Source organism: Niveibacterium microcysteis, from assembly GCF_017161445.1.
Classification (GTDB): domain Bacteria; phylum Pseudomonadota; class Gammaproteobacteria; order Burkholderiales; family Rhodocyclaceae; genus Niveibacterium; species Niveibacterium microcysteis.
Genome location: NZ_CP071060.1, coordinates 3,598,793 through 3,617,337 on the forward strand (window position 1 = coordinate 3,598,793; position 18,545 = coordinate 3,617,337).

Annotated in this window: 17 protein-coding genes; 9 read left to right on the top strand and 8 right to left on the bottom strand. The window is 65.0% G+C overall.

Annotated features, from left to right (window positions below; all coding sequences use genetic code 11):
* The first annotated feature begins 300 nt into the window (after positions 1-300).
* From nirB to JY500_RS16370, 6 genes are all read left to right on the top strand, one after another.
* Entirely contained in the window at positions 301-2,745 is a 2,445-nt protein-coding gene (nirB, locus tag JY500_RS16345; RefSeq protein ID WP_206253830.1) for a nitrite reductase large subunit NirB, read from the top strand.
* 134 nt (positions 2,746-2,879) lie between these two features.
* On the top strand, positions 2,880-3,215 hold the full coding sequence (gene nirD / locus JY500_RS16350) for a nitrite reductase small subunit NirD (RefSeq protein WP_172197008.1): 336 nt from the start codon (positions 2,880-2,882) through the stop codon (positions 3,213-3,215).
* Between the two features lie 21 nt (positions 3,216-3,236).
* Positions 3,237-4,046 carry a type IV pili methyl-accepting chemotaxis transducer N-terminal domain-containing protein gene (locus JY500_RS16355; RefSeq protein ID WP_206253831.1) on the top strand — a complete coding sequence of 270 codons (810 nt, stop codon included), beginning with the start codon at positions 3,237-3,239 and terminating at the stop codon, positions 4,044-4,046.
* 4 nt (positions 4,047-4,050) lie between these two features.
* Positions 4,051-5,265 (top strand): nitrate/nitrite transporter, encoded by a 1,215-nt coding sequence (locus tag JY500_RS16360; RefSeq protein WP_172197004.1) that lies wholly within the window; start codon positions 4,051-4,053, stop codon positions 5,263-5,265.
* Between the two features lie 97 nt (positions 5,266-5,362).
* On the top strand, positions 5,363-7,045 hold the full coding sequence (locus JY500_RS16365) for a bifunctional protein-serine/threonine kinase/phosphatase (RefSeq protein WP_206253832.1): 1,683 nt from the start codon (positions 5,363-5,365) through the stop codon (positions 7,043-7,045).
* 181 nt (positions 7,046-7,226) lie between these two features.
* Entirely contained in the window at positions 7,227-7,511 is a 285-nt protein-coding gene (locus JY500_RS16370) for a sll1863 family stress response protein (protein WP_172197000.1), read from the top strand.
* Between the two features lie 109 nt (positions 7,512-7,620).
* Here the strand turns inward: JY500_RS16370 and JY500_RS16375 are convergent, their stop codons facing one another.
* The 7 genes from JY500_RS16375 to ahpC all read right to left on the bottom strand — a co-directional run bounded on the left by JY500_RS16375 (position 7,621) and on the right by ahpC (position 14,849).
* Positions 7,621-8,259, bottom strand: coding sequence for an alternative oxidase (locus JY500_RS16375; protein ID WP_172196998.1), 639 nt, complete (start codon positions 8,257-8,259; stop codon positions 7,621-7,623).
* Between the two features lie 190 nt (positions 8,260-8,449).
* The gene (gene lepB / locus JY500_RS16380) at positions 8,450-9,118 is read right to left on the bottom strand and encodes a signal peptidase I (RefSeq protein ID WP_206253833.1); all 669 of its coding nucleotides are present in this window, start codon (positions 9,116-9,118) and stop codon (positions 8,450-8,452) included.
* 91 nt (positions 9,119-9,209) lie between these two features.
* Positions 9,210-10,316, bottom strand: coding sequence for an MBL fold metallo-hydrolase (locus JY500_RS16385; protein ID WP_206253834.1), 1,107 nt, complete (start codon positions 10,314-10,316; stop codon positions 9,210-9,212).
* An 80-nt stretch (positions 10,317-10,396) separates the two neighbouring features.
* Positions 10,397-10,888: an RNA methyltransferase gene (locus JY500_RS16390; protein WP_172196992.1), complete on the bottom strand. Its 492-nt coding sequence runs from the start codon at positions 10,886-10,888 to the stop codon at positions 10,397-10,399.
* Between the two features lie 118 nt (positions 10,889-11,006).
* A complete protein-coding gene (locus JY500_RS16395; protein ID WP_206253835.1) occupies positions 11,007-11,621 on the bottom strand; it encodes an acetate uptake transporter in 615 nt (204 codons plus the stop codon).
* Positions 11,622-12,465: 844 nt separating this feature from the next.
* Positions 12,466-14,031, bottom strand: coding sequence for an alkyl hydroperoxide reductase subunit F (gene ahpF / locus JY500_RS16400; protein WP_206253836.1), 1,566 nt, complete (start codon positions 14,029-14,031; stop codon positions 12,466-12,468).
* A gap of 248 nt (positions 14,032-14,279) precedes the next feature.
* Positions 14,280-14,849, bottom strand: a complete 570-nt coding sequence (ahpC, locus tag JY500_RS16405; RefSeq protein WP_172196986.1) for an alkyl hydroperoxide reductase subunit C — start codon at positions 14,847-14,849, stop codon at positions 14,280-14,282.
* A gap of 173 nt (positions 14,850-15,022) precedes the next feature.
* On the opposite strand from ahpC, the gene JY500_RS16410 reads away from it, so the two are divergent.
* The gene (locus JY500_RS16410; protein WP_206253837.1) at positions 15,023-15,478 is read left to right on the top strand and encodes a hypothetical protein; all 456 of its coding nucleotides are present in this window, start codon (positions 15,023-15,025) and stop codon (positions 15,476-15,478) included.
* 241 nt (positions 15,479-15,719) lie between these two features.
* Positions 15,720-16,319, top strand: a complete 600-nt coding sequence (locus JY500_RS16415; protein WP_206253838.1) for a hypothetical protein — start codon at positions 15,720-15,722, stop codon at positions 16,317-16,319.
* Positions 16,320-17,083: 764 nt separating this feature from the next.
* Here the strand turns inward: JY500_RS16415 and JY500_RS16420 are convergent.
* Positions 17,084-17,905: a substrate-binding periplasmic protein gene (locus tag JY500_RS16420; protein WP_206253839.1), complete on the bottom strand. Its 822-nt coding sequence runs from the start codon at positions 17,903-17,905 to the stop codon at positions 17,084-17,086.
* Positions 17,906-18,050: 145 nt separating this feature from the next.
* Here JY500_RS16420 and JY500_RS16425 point away from each other — a divergent pair, with 145 nt between their 5' ends.
* Positions 18,051-18,545: an SRPBCC family protein gene (locus JY500_RS16425; RefSeq protein ID WP_206253840.1), complete on the top strand. Its 495-nt coding sequence runs from the start codon at positions 18,051-18,053 to the stop codon at positions 18,543-18,545.

The following is an 18,545-nucleotide window of genomic DNA, read 5'->3' on the forward strand; positions in this document are numbered from 1 at the left end:
AAGTGCGCCGTGGCGGCCCGCCGACATTCCGTTGGCTGGACGGAAAGCCCGATCCGGCGGGCGCCGTGCGTCAGGCACGCGCATTGCTAGGGAAGTACCGACCGGATCATCCGCTGCATGCCGGGCGCCACCGAAGGCCGCCGCTGCAGTTTCGCGATGATCCACCGCAGGGCCACGATGGCCTTCCGGGTGGCAAGCGCGGCCAACGACGGCCGCCGCACGGATCAGCGTAGATCCCCACGAACGCAAACACTTTTCTGCATGGCCGCTGGCCGTGCGCGTTTCGTCGAGGGATGCAACATGCGCAAACTCAAACTGGTGATGGTGGGCAACGGCATGGCCGGCTGCCGCACGCTCGAAGAGCTGATCAAGCTCGCACCGGACATGTACGACATCACCGTGTTCGGGGCCGAGCCGCACCCGAACTACAACCGCATCCTGCTCTCGCCGGTGCTCGCCGGCGAGATGACCGTGCAGGACATCATCCTCAACGACTGGGACTGGTACCGCGACAACGGCATCAGCCTGCATGCCGGCAAGACCGTCGCCACCATCGATCGCATCAACCGCAAGGTGATCGCGGACGACGGCACCGAAGCCGAGTACGACCGCCTGCTGCTCGCAACCGGCTCGACGCCCTTCATCCTGCCGGTGCCGGGCAAGGATCTGCCGGGCGTGATCGCGTATCGCGACATCAAGGACACCGACGAGATGATCGACGCCGCGGCGAAACACAAGCACGCGGTGGTGATCGGCGCCGGCCTGCTCGGCCTGGAGGCGGCCAACGGCCTCGCGCTACGCGGCATGGACGTGACCGTGGTGCACATCGGCGAATGGATCATGGAACGCCAGATGGACCCGACCTCGGCGCGCATGCTGCAGAAAGCGCTGGAGGCGAAGAACATGCAGTTCCGCCTTGCCGCCAGCACGGCCGAGCTGATCGCCGGGGAGTCGGGCCGTGTCGCGGCGGTGAAGTTCAAGGATGGCGAGACGATCCCGGCCGATCTGGTCGTGATGGCCGCCGGCATCCGCCCGAATACCGCGCTGGCCGAGAAGGCGGGCCTGCACTGCAACCGCGGCATCGTCGTCAACGACACGCTGCAGACCTACGACCCACGCATCTATGCGGTGGGCGAATGCGCGAACCACCGCGGTACCGCCTACGGCCTCGTCGCACCGCTGTTCGAGCAGGCCAAGGTCTGCGCGAACCACCTCGCGATGTTCGGCATCGGCCGCTATCAGGGCTCAGTGACCTCCACCAAGCTGAAGGTCACCGGCATCGACCTGTTCTCGGCCGGCGACTTCATGGGCGGCGAAGGCACCGAGGACATCGTGCTGCACGACCCCGGCATGGGCATCTACAAGAAGGTGGTGATCAAGGAGAACAGGATTGTCGGCGCGGTGATGTACGGCGATACCGCCGACGGCGCCTGGTACTTCCAGCTGATGAAGGATGCGCAGGATGTGCATGACATCCGCGACCACCTGCTGTTCGGCAAATCGCACCTGGGTGACGTGGGCCACAAGGGCGCCAACAGCGCCGCGAGCCTGCCGGACACGGCGGAGGTGTGCGGCTGCAACGGCGTGTGCAAGGGCACCATCGTCAAGGCGATCAAGACGCAGGGCCTCTTCACGCTGGACGAAGTGCGCAAGCACACCAAGGCATCGAGCTCCTGCGGCTCCTGCACCGGCCTGGTCGAGCAGATCCTGGCCTCCACCGTCGGTGGCGCCTACACGCCGGCCGACTCGAACAACAAGGCGGTATGCGGCTGTACCGATCTGTCTCACGGCGAAGTGCGCAAGGCGATCCGCGACAACAAGCTGCTGACGATTCCGCAGGCGATGCACTTCATGGAGTGGAAGACACCGAACGGCTGCGCAAGCTGCCGCCCGGCGCTGAACTACTACCTGATCTCGACCTGGCCGCATGAGGCCCAGGACGACCCGCAGAGCCGCTTCATCAACGAACGCGCTCACGCCAACATCCAGAAGGACGGCACCTACTCGGTCGTGCCACGGATGCTGGGTGGCATCACCACGCCGGACGAACTGCGCGCGATCGCGGACGCCGCCGACAAGTACAAGGTGCCCACGGTGAAGGTCACCGGCGGCCAGCGTATCGACCTGCTCGGCGTGAAGAAGGAAGACCTGCCGCTGATGTGGGCGGACTTCGCCAAGGCCGGCATGGTCTCCGGCCACGCCTACGGCAAGTCGATCCGCACCGTGAAAACCTGTGTCGGCGCCGAGCACTGCCGCTTCGGCACGCAGCTCTCGATGAGCATGGGCGTCAAGCTGGAGAAGATGCTGTTCGGCATGTGGAGCCCGCACAAGGTGAAGCTCGCCGTCTCCGGCTGCCCGCGCAACTGCGCCGAAGCAGGCATCAAGGACGTCGGCGTGATCGGTGTGGATTCCGGCTACGAGCTCTACGTCGCCGGCAACGGCGGCATCAAGACCGAGGTGGCCGAGTTCTTCGCCAAGGTGAAGACCGACGAGGAGGTGATGGAGTACTCCGGCGCCTTCCTGCAGCTCTACCGCGAAGAGGGCTACTACCTCGAGCGCACGGTGCACTACGTGCAGCGCGTGGGGCTGGATTACGTCAAGAGCAAGGTCGTCGAAGACGCCGCCAACCGCCGCGCGCTGCATGAGCGCCTGCTGTTTGCCCTGCAGGGTTACAAGGACCCGTGGCAGGAACGTACCGAGGGTGCGCTCAAGCGCCCCTACATCCCGATTGCCGTCGTCGCGTAAGGAGAGCCGCCATGAGCGAATGGGAAGACTGGTTTGAAGGCGACGACGCAGCCGACTAGGCCTGCGCCCGTCCCCACCCGAATGCACCGCGCCGCGCGCCCCACGGGCCGCGGCGCCAGAGAGGATCTTCATTCATGAGTACAGCCGTCATGGACACAGCAATCGACTGGAAGCGTGTGTGCACGCTCGACGAAATCCCGGTGCTCGGCTCGCGCGTGGTGCGCGGCACGAAGCACGGCGACATCGCGATCTTCCGCACCTCGGACGACGAAGTCTTCGCGCTGCACGACAAGTGCCCGCACAAGGGCGGCCCGCTGTCGCAGGGCATCGTGCATGGCAAGACGGTCACCTGCCCGCTGCACAGCTGGAAGATCGGGCTCGACAGTGGTGAAGCGGTAGCGCCCGATGTGGGCTGCACCCGCCCCTTCGCCGCCAAACTCGAAGACGGCGTGGTCTGGCTCAACGCCTGATCGAAAGCGGAGACACGGCACATGGATCGCACGCGTCGCCACTTGATCATCGCCGCGGCCAGCCTCGCGCCGGCCGCCCTCCTGTCGAACGCGATGGCCGCCCCCCCGAAGGACAGCGGCCTCTCGATGCTCGAAGCCATCAACCAGGCTGGGCGCCAGCGCATGCTGTCGCAGCGCATGGCCAAGTGCTACGCACAGCAACTGCTCGGCGTGAAGGTGGATCAAGCGCAGCAGTTGCTCGCAGCGTCGGCCACCCGCTTCGATGAGCAACTCGCGAACCTGCGCCGCTTCACCGCGGCCAAGGATCGTGCCGAGGCGGCCGCCACCTACGAAAAGCTCGCCGCGCTTTGGGGCAGCTACCGCGCGGCCGTCACCGCCGTACCGAACGCCGCAGGCCTCGCCACCGTCGCCAAGCTCAACGAGCAGGTGCTCGCCACCGCGCATGAGGGCACGCAGCAGCTTGAAAAGCTGCAGGCGACGCCGATCGGCACGTTGGTGAACCTCTCCGGCCGGCAGCGGATGCTCTCGCAGCGCATGGCGAAGTTCTACTTCTTCGAACGCGCCGGCCTCAATGCGCCCGAGACCACCGCCGCCCTGAAGAAGTCGCGTGCCGATTTCATCGCCGCTTTTACGCAATTGAAGGCCGCACCGCAGAACAGCGCCGAGGTGCGCAACTGGCTCGCGCTTGCGGACACGCAGTGGCAGTTCTTCGACGAGGCGATTTCGCAAGCCGGCAACTCACGCGAGCACGACCAGAACGTCGCGACCACCTCCGAAAACATTCTGGACGCGATGGACAAACTCACCGCGCTCTATACCCAACTGGGCTGAAACGATGAACAAGACCGCATTCCTCAAGGCCGGCCACACGCCCACGCTGCTCGCCGCCTTCCTGTACTTCGACCTCGCCTTCATGGTGTGGGTGCTGCTCGGCCCGCTCGGTGTGCAGATCGCCAAGGACCTCGCGCTCACGCCTGCGCAGAAAGGTCTGATGGTCGCCACACCGCTCCTGACCGGCGCCTTCCTGCGCATCGTGATGGGCGTGCTGGTGGACCAACTCAAGCCCAAGATGGCCGGCGCGATCGGTCAGGTTGTCGTGATGGGCGCACTGTTCTTCGCATGGCAGCACGGCATCACGAGCTACCACGAAGTGCTGATCCTCGCCGGCTTCCTCGGTGTCGCCGGTGCCTCCTTCGCCGTAGCGCTGCCGCTGGCCTCGCGCTGGTATCCGCCGGAGCACCAGGGCACCGCGTTGGGCATCGCGGGCGCCGGCAACTCCGGCACCGTGCTGGCCGCGCTGTTCGCGCCCAGCCTCGCGATGGCCTACGGTTGGACCAACGTGTTCGGGCTGGTGCTGATCCCGCTGTCAATCGTGTTCCTGTTCTACCTCGCGGTGGCGAAGGACGCGCCGAACTGCCCGCCGCCGAAACCGCTGACGGACTACCTCGCCGTGCTGAAGGACCGTGACGCCTGGTGGTTCATGTTCTTCTATTCGGTCACTTTCGGCGGATTCTCCGGCCTTGCCTCGTCGCTGACGATCTACTTCAACGCACAGTACGGGCTGGATCCGAAGATGGCGGGCTTCTTCACTGCGGGCTGCGTATTCGCGGGCTCGCTGGTTCGGCCGATCGGCGGCAACGTGGCGGACCGCATCGGCGGCATCAAGAGCCTCACGGTGATGTACGCGCTCGCGGCGCTGTTCCTCACCATCGTCAGCTTCGGCATGCCGACGGTCTGGAGTGCTGCAGCGGTGTTCGTCGGTGCAATGCTGGCGCTGGGCATGGGCAACGGCGCAGTGTTCCAGCTGGTGCCGCAGCGCTTCCGCAAGGAGATCGGCGTGATGACCGGCCTCGTCGGCATGGCCGGCGGTGTCGGCGGCTTCTACCTTGCCTCCAGCCTCGGCTACGCCAAGCAGATCACTGGCTCCTATCAGATGGGTTTCCTGATCTTCGCCGGCCTCGCGCTGCTCGCCCTGGCCGGCCTCACCGGCGTGAAGACCCGCTGGCGTACCACCTGGGGTGCGGCGCACCTCACCGCAGCGCGGATCTGAGCGCAGGGGTCATGCCCAAAACTGCCCCGGCCCTAACAGGGCCGGTTTTTCGGGGTGCTACGATCGTGGCACCCCATTTTTCATCTGTGGAGCAGCCGTGAGCCTGTCTGTCCGCCTGGGTCATGCTTCGCTCACCGGCCCGCGTGCCCGCAACGAGGACTTTGTCGGCGCGGTCACGCCGGAAGGCGCCGAGCTCGATAACAAGGGCCTGCTCGCCGCACTGGCGGACGGCGTCGGCGGCCATGCGGACGGGCGGGAAGCCGCGGAATTCACCGTGCGCAGCCTGCTCTGCGACTACTACGCGACACCCGATACCTGGGCGGTACCCAAGGCGCTCGACAAGGTGATCGGCGCCGCCAACCGCTGGCTGGTATCGCAGTCCGCCAAGCGTGGCGAGGCCGCCGGCATGGCCACCACACTCACTGCGGTGGTCCTGCGCGGCCGCCGCTGGATCAGCGCACATGTGGGCGACACGCGGCTGTACCTGCTGCGCGACGGCGCGCTGAAGCGGCTGACGGTCGACCATGTGTGGGAACACCCGGAGCTCTCCACCGTGCTGTCGCGCGCGGTGGGGCTCGATCGGCACCTGGCGGTGGACTACGCCGAAGGCGAACTCGCAGTGGGCGACCGCTTCCTGATCTGTTGCGACGGCGTGTGGGGCACGCTCAACGAGGCCCGCCTGCTGGCAATTCTGGAGAAATACGACGACCCGCAGGAGGCCGCCTTCGCGCTCGCTGACAGTGCGGTCGACAGTGGCAGCCAGGACAATTGCAGTGCGTTGGTACTGCAATTGGATGTGCTGCCGCGCGACACACTGCGCGATGCGCTGTCGCGTATCCGCGCCTTGCCGCTACCCCCGGTGATGAAACCGGGTCAGCAGATCGACGGCCTGACGGTGGAAGACGTGCTGCACGAATCGCGCATCACGATGCTCTACCGCGTGCGCGCCGCCGACGGCACGCTCGCGGTGCTCAAGACACTGAGGCCGGATGCCGACGCACAGGACACCGCCGCGCTGGCGCATGAGGAATGGCTCGCACGGCGCGTGACCGACGCCGCCTTCCCGCAGGTGCTCGAGTGGCCGCAACGCAGCCACCTGTACTACCTGATGAGCTGGCACGAGGGCGAAACGCTCGCGCAACGGCTGGCGCGCGGGCACCGCTTCACGGCGGTGGAAGTCGCCGATCTCGGCCAGCGCTTGATGAAGGCGCTCGGCGCGCTGCACCGGCTGGCGGTCATCCATCGCGATGTGAAGCCCGCCAACCTGCACCTGGGTCACGACGGCCGCCTGCGGCTGCTGGACCTGGGCGTTGCAGCATCCGATGGGCACGACGAACTGTTCAACGAGATCAACAATCCCGGCACGCCCTCCTACATGGCGCCGGAGCTGTTCGGCGACGGCCGAGCGAGCGAGGCCACCGACCTCTACGCCGCCGGCGTGACCTTGTACGAATTGTTGACGCGCAAGTACCCCTACGGGGAAGTCGAACCCTTCCAGCGCCCCCGATTCGGCGACCCGGTCCCCGCCACGCGCTACCGGCCGGACACCCCGGAGTGGCTCGAATCGATCCTGCTCAAGGCCTGCGCGCGCGACCCGGCGCAGCGCTTCGAAACCGCCGAGGAATGCCTGCTCGCGCTCGAACGCGGCGCTCACCGCCCGCTGCAGGTGCCACGTCGCCGCCCGCTCGCACAACGCGATCCGCAACTCGCGCTCAAACTGCTGGCGGCCGCATCGCTGCTCGCCAACGTCGTGCTGCTTGCGCTGCTGTTCGGGCGTTGACCCACAGGCTGCGCTCGGCGCTTGCACGACCGCGCGGTAGCCGTCTGCGTACGCCAGCGAACAGACCCGTGCCGCCTCCTCGGCCTACGATGCCTGCGTCAGAACAATCTGGCGGCGGATGCCCTGCGCGACACCGGCGCCCCGGCCGCAAGGCCTTTCCACTCGGCAAGGAAAACGTGTCATGTCCAAACGCGACGAATACATCGAAACAGTGAAGCACCAGCTCGACGAAATGAATGCCAACATGAATCAGTTGGAAGCGAAGGCACAGGCCGCCCGCGAAGACGCGCGCGACAAATACAAGGAAGAGCTGGTCAAGATGCGCCAACAGTCCAAGCTGGCCGTCGCCAAGCTGGATGAGCTGAAGACGGCAGGCGAAGAATCCTGGGACAACATCGTCACTGAAATGGAGAAGGTGCGCGACGCCTTCGTCCATTCATTCCGCTACTTCAGGTCGCAGCTGTAAAGCACCAGCAGCCCGCGCCTACCCGCGAGGGCGACAAAAGAAAGACGGCCGGCATGGAACCCAGGTTCCACGCCGGCCGTTCTGCTTTGTGTGACCGGAACGCGGGGGCTCAGCCTACGACTTGCGTTTGCGGCGTGCGCAGTGCGTCGGCGAAGTCGTGGTTCACATCGCGGTGGCCCGCTTCATCCTGACGCACCGCCAGGATCACGTCGCGAAGGCGCGCGTTGGCCGGCAACTTCCAGTAGTCGATCGCGATCTGCGGCGCAGCGACATTCTCGTAGCGGCCGCTATCCACGCCCGCCAGATACTCGGTGTAGCTATAGACCGCCTCTTCCTCGAAGTAGCCGACCATGCGATGCGCGGTCTTCGGCGAAACGAGATAGAGCACGAAGAAGAAGTTGTAGAAGGCGCCCTGCGCCAGCAGGATCAGGAAACGCTCGAAGCCGGAGGGCTTCGCGATCTGGATGAAGGTCATCAGGTGCATCCGCTCGTTCTCGGCCTCGTCGAGCAGCGTGCGGATCCAGCCGTGGTCGTCAGACATATGTCGCAGCGCGCGCAGGTGCTGCAAGGTGCCGCCCACCATGCCCGGAACTGCGGCCACGGTTTCCAGCACGACCGCGCGATGGCCATAGCGGTTGGCGAAGAAGAGGTCGGCGAAGAATCGCAGGAATTTGCAGATGCCGTAGGCGATGCGATCCTGCAGACCGACGGGGGTACGGTGGGTGACAGTTGGCTCTGGGGCAATCATGGTGATGCACTCCTGATGGGGAAACCACGGGGCCTACCTTGTGGGCCTGCCCCCAGCCTGGCTCCGCGCCGCAGAACGCGGCGGCGAAGTGGGCATACCAGCCAGCGTCGCTGGCGGCTGGTTTGCCCGGCTAACGATCAGATAGACGCATCGACCATGCAGATGGTTCCGTGCCTACAGCGGGCACGGCTTAGTTGAGCGCGCTGGCGAATCGCCCCGGCCGCGGCTGCCAATGGTCGGTGATATCGGCCGACACCAGGATGTGGTTGGCGCGGCCGATGATGCGATCGCGCGGCACGACGCCGATGTAGCGGGAATCCTCACTGTTGTCGCGGTTATCGCCGAGCATGAAGTAGTGCTCGGGCGGCACGACGAGTGGCCCGAAACTGCGCTTCGCGCCGACACGATCGAGAAATTGCACGGTGCGCTGCTGGCCGGCGACGGTTTCAGTGGCGCGCAAGGCCGGCACCGTGATGCCCGTGCCGAGTTGCTCGGCAGCCGGCGTCAGATCGCTGTAACGGGCGGCCTGGCCGTTGATGTAGAGCACATCGTCGCGCATCGCGACGACGTCGCCGGGTAAGGCCACCAGCCGCTTGATGAGGCGCGAGCCGTCCTTCGGCGAGTTGAAGGTGACGATGTCGCCGCGCTGCGGGTCGCCAAGGCGGCCCAAGGTGATATTGGTCAGCGGCAGTTTCACATCGTAGGCAAGCCGGTTCACCAGCACGACATCGCCTTCCAGAATGGTCGGGCGCATCGAGCCGGTCGGCACCGGGTTCCAGTCCGCCATCGCGGTTCGGAACAGGCCCAGGCAAACAAGGAAGATCACGAAACCGCGGTTCTGCTTCAGCCAGTTCTTCATGGTGTCCTCTCGGCATGGATCGGGTGAATCGGCAGCGCCAAGTCTGCCGCCATCACCCTGCGCGGAAGGTGTCAGGACACCGGGAATTGCATCAAGATGTTGGCTGGCTCGCTCGCAGCGCGCCGCGTTCCACCGGCAAGCCCAGCTGATGCCACTGCAGCATGCCGCCGCGCATGTTCGCGACGCGGGTGAGGCCCGCCTGACGCAGGATCACGCTGGCCTGGCCGGAGCGCATGCCCGCATGGCACACCGCGATCACCGGGCGATCGGTCGCCACCGCGGCCAGACGGTCGCGCAATTCGTTCAGGGGGATCAGCCGCGCACCGGCGATGCACCCCAGCCGCTCGTCCATTTCGTCGCGCAGCCGCACATCGAGCACCTGCACCTCGTCCAGATGCTCGGCCACCCATTCGGGCTCGATCTCGAGCAAGCCCGCATAGCTCTGGCGCACCGGGCCCCAGTCCGCCGGACGTGGTACCCGCCCATCTTCGGGCCGACCCGATCGCAGGTTGGCCGGCACGGCTACAGCAAGCTGTTTCGGATGCGGCAGGTTGAGGTTTTCCATGAAACCGACAAAGTCGCGCTCGTCCGCCTGCCCGCCAATGCGCGGATTGTGGCGCCGCTCCTCGGCCACCGAGGACATGGTTCGGCCGTTGTAATCATGCGCAGGGTAGATCAGGCATTCGTCGGGCAGGCTGAAGATCTGCTCGGTGATCGAGCGGAACAGGGTGTGCGCACTGCCCTGCTGGAAGTCGCAACGCCCGGCGCCACGAATCAGCAGACTGTCGCCGGTGAACGCCATGCCTTGGTCGTCGCTGACGAAACACAGGCAACCGTCGGTGTGCCCCGGTGTGGCGCGAACATCGAGGTGGCGCTGCCCGAAGGCCACGCGGTCGCCGTGGTCGAGCAGCAGGTCCGCCCCCTGCATCGCATCGCCGTAACGCTTCGACACCCCGATGCGGCAACCGGTCGCCGCCTGCATCAGCCACGCGCCCGTAACATGGTCGGCATGGCAGTGCGTATCGAGTACCGCAACGAGCTTGAGGCCGAGTTCCTCGACCAAGGCGAGGTCGCGCAGATGCTGCTCGAAGACGGTGTCGATCAAGACCGCTTCACGCGTCTGCGGATCCGCCAACAGATAGGTGTAGGTCGACGACGCGGCGTCGAAGAGTTGCCGGAAGATCAGTCTGCCGAACATAGCGAACCCCCACTGGCGCAGTCATCTCACGCTAGCTCACGCCACGCCGGCCGACAACCAGCACGCAAGCAGTGCCGTGCTCAATCCGCCAGGGAGCGCTTCAGCATGCGGTCGTAGAGCACCACGTTCACCGTCGCGGCGAGGTTCATGCAACCGTTGGTCGGCACATAGACGATGTCGCGGCACCATGAGGTGACGTTGTCCTTCAGGCTGCCGTCCTCCGGCCCGAAGATGTAGAAGGCCCGCTCCGGGTGCTTGTACTGCGTCAGCGGCTGCGCGTTGGCGTGAATCTCGATCGCGACCGGCACACAACCGAGCGGAATGATGCCCTGCAGATCCTCCACGCCGATCAGCGGGATCTGCAGATGGACCTGCTTGGTGTCGGTACGGAACTCGCGCGCATGCTCGTAGCGCTTGCCGGTGTAGAAGACCGAGTGCACGCCGTAGCAACCGGCCGCGCGCATCACCTCACCCACGTTGGACGGGTTCTTCGGATTCGACAGACCGATGCAGGCATAGCCTTCGTAATCGCGGACGGCCTGCTTGCGGGTGAGGGTTTCGATTTTGGACATGGATGGCTACGTAGCGGCGGGCCGCCATTTTAGCGCCGACCGTGCGCTGGTCCGCCGACGACACCTCAAGCCGGGCGCCGCGGCCGTGCAGCGTCCGGCACCTGCATCGTGCCTGCTGTCAGGCGGCCTTGCAGTGCAGCGGCACAACCTTGTGCTGGGCTCGGTCGCCCAACGGCAGCACCGTGCGGCCATACACTTCGTTGAGCACTTGCGCAGCGGCCGCATAGATCGCCGATGCCCCGCACAAGATGCCTTCCCAACCCGCCACCAGCTTCAGGGTTTCGTTGCCGGTAGCGTCCGCCACCGCGAGCAGCGCAAACAGCACCGTGAGCGAGGCGAACACCAGTTGCGTCACACGGTTGAGGCGCAGCGTGCCGATGAACAGCACCAGGGTAAGCACGCCCCACATGGCCAGATAGGCCGCCATGCCGCCCGACGAGGTCGCCGTCGCAAGCCCGGTCTTCGGCAGCACGACCAGCGCCACCAGCGACAGCCAGAAGAAGCCGTAGGATGTGAAGGCCACGGTGCCGAAGGTGTTGCCCTTCTTCCACTCCATCAGCCCGGCGCACACCTGGCAGATACCACCGTAGAAGATGCCCATCGCGAGGATCATCGATCCGAGCTCAAACACGCCCGCGTTGTGGAGGTTGAGCAAGACCGTCGTCATGCCGAATCCCAACAGCCCGAGCGGGGCGGGATTGGCGGTGTGGTCGTGCGCTGCATGGTCCTTCATCAAACTGCTCCTTGGTTTTATTGGGTGCCGCTTCGCGGCGGACCGCAAGGGTGCTGCAATGCAGCATCGCGTGCTTTCATGCAGATCAAGGGAGAGGGGATCGAGGTGCGTTGCACAACCCACCACACATTTCGCGGACGGCATTCGTCGATCGACCGAGATGAATCGGAGCTGCGTTCCCGCTGAAGCCGGGTCCCGCCCCGGCGGGCGTGTTACTTCTTTTGCTTCGTCAAAAGAAGTAACCAAGAAAAGACGACCCGGCGTTCACGGCCCTGCGGGCTCCCCTCGCTGCGGTATCGCCCGTCGGCCGGCCTCGCGAACTCGGCGCTGCGCGCCTCAAACAGCGAGTCTGGACTACCCCGCCGGCCGACACCTCCGTTCGGCGCTCTCGACGGGACCCAAAGTCAAAAACGTCGAGCCTCTACCGCGCGTCACGTATTCGTAGTCCCGCTGCGGTTGCTCGTCGACGCATTTCCACCCCCCTCTGAAACGCCGAGCAGCGCAGAAGCTTCGGGTTCCGACGCGAAGCGGCGGTGGCGAGGACTGTCTGAGGCACGCAGGGCCTAGTTGCGCAGACACCCGATGCTTCGAGCAGCGCAGTGCACCCTGCCGCGGGCGGGGCGTTGAAGCGGTGGCCGCTTCTTTGGTTCCTTTCTTGTCGGCACAAGAAAGGAACCCGCCCGCCGGGGCGGGTCTCGGCTTGAACGGACACACCGTTGCGATGAAAGATGTCCAGTCGCGAGCCGGAATCAACAGAGCCTTGGGCGTCGAAGTGGCGCAGAAATACAAACAGCCCGCCGCGGCTCACACCGGGCGGGCTGTTCCATTCAACCTCCGCCGCCAATCACGCCGGCGCCGAAGTCCTGATCAGGTGGTCGAAAGCCCCCAGACTTGCCTTGGCCCCCTCACCCATCGCGATGATGATCTGCTTGTACGGCACCGTCGTCGCATCGCCGGCTGCGAACACGCCTGGCACCGAGGTCTCGCCGCGGGCGTCGACTTCGATCTCGCCGCGCGGCGAGAGCTTGACGACGTCCTTGAGGAAGTCGGTGTTCGGCAGCAGGCCGATCTGCACGAAGATGCCTTCGAGTTCGATGTGGTGCGCTGCGCCGCTGACGCGGTCCTTGTACGAGAGGCCGTCGACCTTGCTGCCGTCGCCGGTCACTTCGGTGGTCTGCGCCGAGGTGATGACCTTCACGTTCGGCAGGCTGTGCAGCTTCTTCTGCAGCACCGCGTCGGCACGCAGGGTGTCGGCGAATTCGAGCAGGGTGACATGGGCGACGATGCCTGCGAGGTCAATCGCCGCCTCGACGCCGGAGTTGCCGCCGCCGATCACCGCCACGCGCTTGCCCTTGAAGAGCGGGCCGTCGCAGTGCGGGCAGAAGGCCACGCCCTTGGTCTTGTACTGCTGCTCGCCCGGCACACCCATCTCACGCCAGCGCGCACCAGTCGAGAGGATCACGCTGCGGCTCTGCAAGGTGGCGCCGGAGGCGAGCTTCACCGTGTGCAGGCCGCCCGGCGTGGCGGCCGGCTCCAGCCCGACGGCACGCTGCAGGTTCATCACATCGACGTCGTAGTCGCGCACATGCTGCTCCAGCCCAGCGGCGAGCTTGGGGCCGTCGGTGGCTTTGACCGAGATGAAGTTCTCGATCGCCATCGTGTCCATCACCTGGCCGCCGAAACGCTCTGCCACCACGCCGGTGCGGATGCCCTTGCGGGCAGCGTAGATCGCCGCCGATGCGCCGGCCGGGCCACCGCCCACCACCAGCACATCGAACACACCCTTCTGGTTGAGCTTCTCGGCTTCGCGCACCGCGGCGCCGGTATCGACCTTGGCGAGGATCTCCTCGACGCCCATGCGGCCCTGGCCGAAAAGCTCGCCGTTGAGGTAGATCGAGGGCACGCCCATGATCTGGCGCGCATCGACCTCGGCCTGGAACAGCGCGCCATCGATCATCACCGCTTCAAAGTTGGGGTTCAGCACCGCCATCGTGTTGAGCGCCTGCACCACGTCCGGGCAGTTGTGGCACGACAGCGAGATGAAGGTCTCGAAGCTGAACTTGCCTTCGATCGCCTTGATCTGCGAGATCACGCCCTCTTCCAGCTTCGGCGCATAGCCGCTCACTTGCAGCAATGCGAGCACCAGCGAAGTGAACTCGTGGCCCATCGGGATTCCAGCGAAATGCACGCGCGGCGTTTCGCCCTTGAGGCTGACGCCAAACGAGGGGCGGCGCGCGTTGCTGCCATCCACCCGCAGGGTGACTTTGTCCGACAGGGTGGCGACTTCTTCGAGCAGGCCGTGCAGCTCGCGCGACTTGGCACCGTCGTCGAGCGAGGCGACCAGCTCTATCGGCTGCACGAGTCGTTCGAGATAAGCCTTCAACTGGGCCTTGATGTTCGCTTCAAGCATGGAGGCACTCCTTTTTGCGAGCCCTTGCGTCGGGCAAGGGCCGGGGGGTTCTGTGGATCGCAGTGCAAAGCGCGCATTCCAACCCGCTTTGCACTGCGAGCCGCCGAGGCGGCTCTGGCTGCGCGACCAAAGTCGCGAGTGCGCCGTCGCGAGCGGGCCAAGGTCAGGGCGAGAAGCGCAGCCGTACGAGCGGTACGGCGAGCATCACAGCCCCGAGATTGGCCCACGCAGCAGGCGCAATCGTGGCTTTAGATTTTGCCGACGAGGTCGAGCGACGGTGCGAGCGTGGCTTCGCCTTCCTTCCACTTCGCCGGGCACACTTCACCCGGGTGGCTGGCGACGTACTGCGCGGCCTTGACCTTGCGCAGCAGCTCTTCGGCGTTGCGGCCGATACCACCGGCGTTCACTTCGATGATCTGGATCTTGCCGGCCGGGTCGACCACGAAGGTGCCACGCTCGGCGAGGCCCGCTTCTTCGATCAGCACGCCGAAGTTGCGCGACAGCAGGTGGGTCGGGTCACCGATCAGCGGGTACTTGATCTTGCCGATGGTCTCCGACGTGTCGTGCCAGGCCTTGTGCGTGAAGTGCGTGTCGGTCGACACGCCGTAGATCTCCACACCCAGCTTCTGGAACTCGGCGTAGTTGTCGGCGAGGTCGCCCAGTTCGGTCGGGCACACGAAGGTGAAGTCGGCCGGGTAGAAGAAGAAGACCGACCACTTGCCCTTGGTATCGGCATCCGACACCTCGACGAACTTGCCGTTGTGGAAGGCGGTGGCCTTGAAGGGCTTGATTTCGGTGTTGATAAGGGAAGCGCTCATGGTGTTTCTCCTGTGCTGTTCGGGGTAAGGACAAAGTGTTGTGCGACGGGATGCAGATTAGGGATTTGGCCAGCATCAATCCAATTGATCGTTTCGATCAGTTAAATAGGCAGCCCCTATCAAAAGACCGTGCTGTCGCAGCCCGGACACATCAGCCCGGCACACTCGATGGAATGAGGCGCCCGCTCCGATTCCTGACTGCCGCGATCGCGTTGCTGCTCGCCCCCGACGCGCAGAGCGACGATTCCGCGCAATGTGCCGCGAGCCTGCACGCGCTGCGCCAACTCGCCGGCGAGCCAACCTTCCCGCTGCGCTGGGAAGAAACCACGATGGACGATGGTCACCCGATGGTCGTATCGATCACCGAGCGCAACGGTGCGCTGATGCTGACGTTGGTGAAAAGCGGAGAGAACTTGTGGGCCGAAGGCGCCGGCGTGATCTGCCGCCGCGGCGCAGACCTCGAAGCCCGCCTGAGCAAAGACCAACTCCGCCTCGGCCCCGCCGCCAACTGGCTCACCCGCTTGGCGCTGGCCGACGGCTGCGCGATCACGCTGCGCCGCGGGAGTAAGCACTTGCGGATCGCTACGCGGGGATGGAGTGGGCTGTTTGTGCCGCTCGTGGGCGATTAGGTTCTCCGCGCGCGGCGACCACCAGTGAATTTGCCGTGCAGCGTGACATGCCCTCACATAGGTAGCGAGGGAAATGGCGACAATATCCACCAGAAGCGTTTCGGTGTTCGCCGACCGTGAATTGCCGCATTCAGATTGCGGCAATTCACGAGTTCCGATGCGTCGATAGCACGCGCTTAGCTCGAACGCCGCGGATACGAACGTATCGCGGCAACGACCCCACCTAGCGAAGGATCTTTACATGATTGGCTTGGCCTACCTCGTCCTTGGGGCAATCTATGTAGTCGCCATGGCCTGCCTTGTCGGGTGGGCTTGGCGGCAGGGGCGGAAACTGAACCGCAGCGTCGCCATCGCGTGTGCGACGCTCGCGTTTCTAAGCCTTTACTTGCCGGTTTTCTGGGACTTCATTCCGACGATCGTCGCGCACCGCTACTACTGCGCGAAAGATGCCGGAACAATCATAGGCACGGACCCCGAGCAGTGGATTAATCAGCACTCGGACGAGATCGCCGAGTTAAGAATTGATCCGCTAAACAAGCCGCAGGAATTCGAATACTTCACAACCCAAGATGGGTGGGAGGGATGGTATCCAAACAAGGCGGTCATGCGCCGACACCGAATCCAGCATGTAGGTCGGCCAATCGTAATCCAAAGGCTGGAGACTCAGATTGTTGACCTCCGAACACGCGCGATACTCGCATCGCACGTCGACTATCAAACCGGCAGTTCGTTCGCCAGTGGAAGCTACAAAGTCTGGAATTACAGCCCAACCTGCGATAGTTGGAAGTCACAGAACCCTTTTGAAGTGGCGACGACAAAATATGAACTCCGCGGCAAGTGAACGGGGATGCTCTCGTAGGCAGGGCGGAGCCCGGCGAGGCCCAACGTCTAGGAGGTGAGATAGACACCTACCGACGGCGCGTTGGCTGGAGTCCCGCCCCCAGCGGGCGTGTTACTTCTTTTGCTTCGTCAAAAGAAGTAACCAAGAAAAGACGACCCGGCGTTCGCGGTCAGGCGCGTAGCGCCTGACTCCCCTGCGTTGCTCGCCCGACCGGGGGCCTGCGGAACTCGCCCTCGCTGCGCTCGGAGCTCAGACAGTCCTCGGCCTTCTTCCCGATCGCGCTCCGCTACTCGGCGCTCTCGACGGGACCCGAAAATCAAAACCATCCGCTGAGCGACACTCGGCGGTCTTTCTTAGCTTGGATGGAGCGCAGCAGAATCCCGGGCAGGCGTATCCGAACGCCCAGCCGCTTTTCTCGGATTCCGGCAGCGGAGAAACGCCGACGCTTTTCCTTCCCCCTCTGAAACGCCGAGCAGCGCAGAAGCATCGGGTTCCGACGCGTGTAGCGCGGCGGTGGCGAGCACTGTTTGAGCTCCGAGCGTAGCGAGGGCGAGTTGCGCAGCCACCCGATGATTCGAGCAGCGCAGGGCACCCTGCCGCAGGCGTGGCGTTGAAGCGGGGGCCGCTTCTTTGGTTCCTTTCTTGTCGGCACAAGAAAGGAACCCGCCCGCCGGGGCGGGACCCGGCTTCAGCGGACACACAATCGCAACGCGACACGGCGAATCGCAAGGCGAAAACGGGCAAACCGTCGGCCTTCAACAAACTCAACGCCCGCTCTCAATCACCCTGTCCGTCAGATCCGCCGGCAAATGCTTCTGCAAAATGCGCCGCAGGCTGCCATCCGCCCGCATGTCGGACAGGGCCTTGGCAAAGGCCTTGTGGACAGCCGGGTCGAGCGTCTTGCGCGACAACACCACCGACATCGCGCCAGCGCTCGCACCCACGTCGACCTTGCGCAAGGGCCGGTCGCTGTACTGGCCCGCGTAGTAGGGCCAGGCGATCTCGCGCACGATCGTCGCATCCGCACGGCCGATCGCGACCAGGCGAACTGCGTCACCTTCCTCCGCCACGAGGTTCACGAGCCCGCGCGACTGCACCTGACTGATCCACGGCTCCCACGATGGGCCGTAGTGAAAACCCCGCGTCAGGGCGAGCGAGGTCTCGGGATCATTCATTGGATTCGCGCTGGCGGGAGGCGTCGCATGGGCCTCATTTCGCATCAGCAGCACGTTGCGGAAATGCAGGTAGGGCAGGAACACCGCGAATCGCTCGCGTTCGGTGGTTGCAACGCCGGACATCGAAATATCGACTTGTGATGCATCGAAGGCCGCCCACAGGCGAATCCGCGATTCATAAGTCGGCTGCAGCACACAGCCAGTGCGGCGCGCCAGCTCCTGCGCCAGATCCACCTCGATGCCGCGGCCGTCGCCATTGGCGTCTTGGTAGTACAAGGGCGGCAGCATCGAGTACGCCAGATGCAGTGGCCTCGCGCAGCGTGATTCGGGGTTCGCCCCGGCGAGCGCCGGCCTCGCCAACGGCAGCAGGAAAGCAAGCGCGAGCAGCAGGATCCGATGAATGCGGGTCACGGTACGATCGGGCAGCGGTCGGGGGTGGTGATCCAGTATGGCTCAAGCCGCGGCCTGTCGCCCGACAAGGCGCGCAAACGCCTTGACTGAGCCCCGGGCGGCGCTGACAGTTACGCATACCCCAACCCGGATCGAGGAGCCCCCAATGCCCAACAATACCCCTGACACGCGCAATCTCGATCTGGTGTTCGAACGCATCGTCGACCTGCCCCCCGAGGCAATCTGGCGGGCCTGGACCACCCCGGCGCTGATCACCCAATGGTTCACCCCCGCCCCGTGGGAGACCATCGCCAGCGAGATCGATCTGCGGCCCGGTGGGCGCTTCTACACCGTGATGCGCTCGCCCGAGGGCCAGAGCTTCCCGCACGAGGGCTGCTACCTTGCAGTGGAACCCTGCCGCCGACTGGTGTGGACCAACGCGCTCGGGCCCGAATTCCGCCCGGCCAACACCTCGGCCGGAGGCCCGATCATCACGGCCGAAATCACGCTCACGCCTGAGGCTAACGGCACCCGTTACCACGCCCTCGCCCGCCACGCCACCGAGGCCGACTGCCAGGCCCACGCAGCGATGGGCTTTGAGGAAGGCTGGGGCAAGGCGCTTGACCAGCTCGTGGCTCTGATGAAACGCCAGCAGGGCTGA

Excerpts from the sequence above, each read along its gene's own strand:
- ahpF (WP_206253836.1), bottom strand. The coding sequence starts at position 14,031 with ATGCTTGAAGCGAACATCAAGGCCCAGTTGAAGGCTTATCTCGAACGA.
- lepB (WP_206253833.1), bottom strand. The coding sequence starts at position 9,118 with ATGAAGAACTGGCTGAAGCAGAACCGCGGTTTCGTGATCTTCCTTGTT.
- JY500_RS16395 (WP_206253835.1), bottom strand. The coding sequence starts at position 11,621 with ATGAAGGACCATGCAGCGCACGACCACACCGCCAATCCCGCCCCGCTC.
- JY500_RS16370 (WP_172197000.1), top strand. The coding sequence starts at position 7,227 with ATGTCCAAACGCGACGAATACATCGAAACAGTGAAGCACCAGCTCGAC.
- ahpC (WP_172196986.1), bottom strand. The coding sequence starts at position 14,849 with ATGAGCGCTTCCCTTATCAACACCGAAATCAAGCCCTTCAAGGCCACC.
- nirB (WP_206253830.1), top strand. The coding sequence starts at position 301 with ATGCGCAAACTCAAACTGGTGATGGTGGGCAACGGCATGGCCGGCTGC.
- JY500_RS16415 (WP_206253838.1), top strand. The coding sequence starts at position 15,720 with ATGATTGGCTTGGCCTACCTCGTCCTTGGGGCAATCTATGTAGTCGCC.
- JY500_RS16360 (WP_172197004.1), top strand. The coding sequence starts at position 4,051 with ATGAACAAGACCGCATTCCTCAAGGCCGGCCACACGCCCACGCTGCTC.
- JY500_RS16390 (WP_172196992.1), bottom strand. The coding sequence starts at position 10,888 with ATGTCCAAAATCGAAACCCTCACCCGCAAGCAGGCCGTCCGCGATTAC.
- JY500_RS16410 (WP_206253837.1), top strand. The coding sequence starts at position 15,023 with ATGAGGCGCCCGCTCCGATTCCTGACTGCCGCGATCGCGTTGCTGCTC.
- JY500_RS16375 (WP_172196998.1), bottom strand. The coding sequence starts at position 8,259 with ATGATTGCCCCAGAGCCAACTGTCACCCACCGTACCCCCGTCGGTCTG.
- JY500_RS16385 (WP_206253834.1), bottom strand. The coding sequence starts at position 10,316 with ATGTTCGGCAGACTGATCTTCCGGCAACTCTTCGACGCCGCGTCGTCG.
- JY500_RS16355 (WP_206253831.1), top strand. The coding sequence starts at position 3,237 with ATGGATCGCACGCGTCGCCACTTGATCATCGCCGCGGCCAGCCTCGCG.
- JY500_RS16425 (WP_206253840.1), top strand. The coding sequence starts at position 18,051 with ATGCCCAACAATACCCCTGACACGCGCAATCTCGATCTGGTGTTCGAA.
- nirD (WP_172197008.1), top strand. The coding sequence starts at position 2,880 with ATGAGTACAGCCGTCATGGACACAGCAATCGACTGGAAGCGTGTGTGC.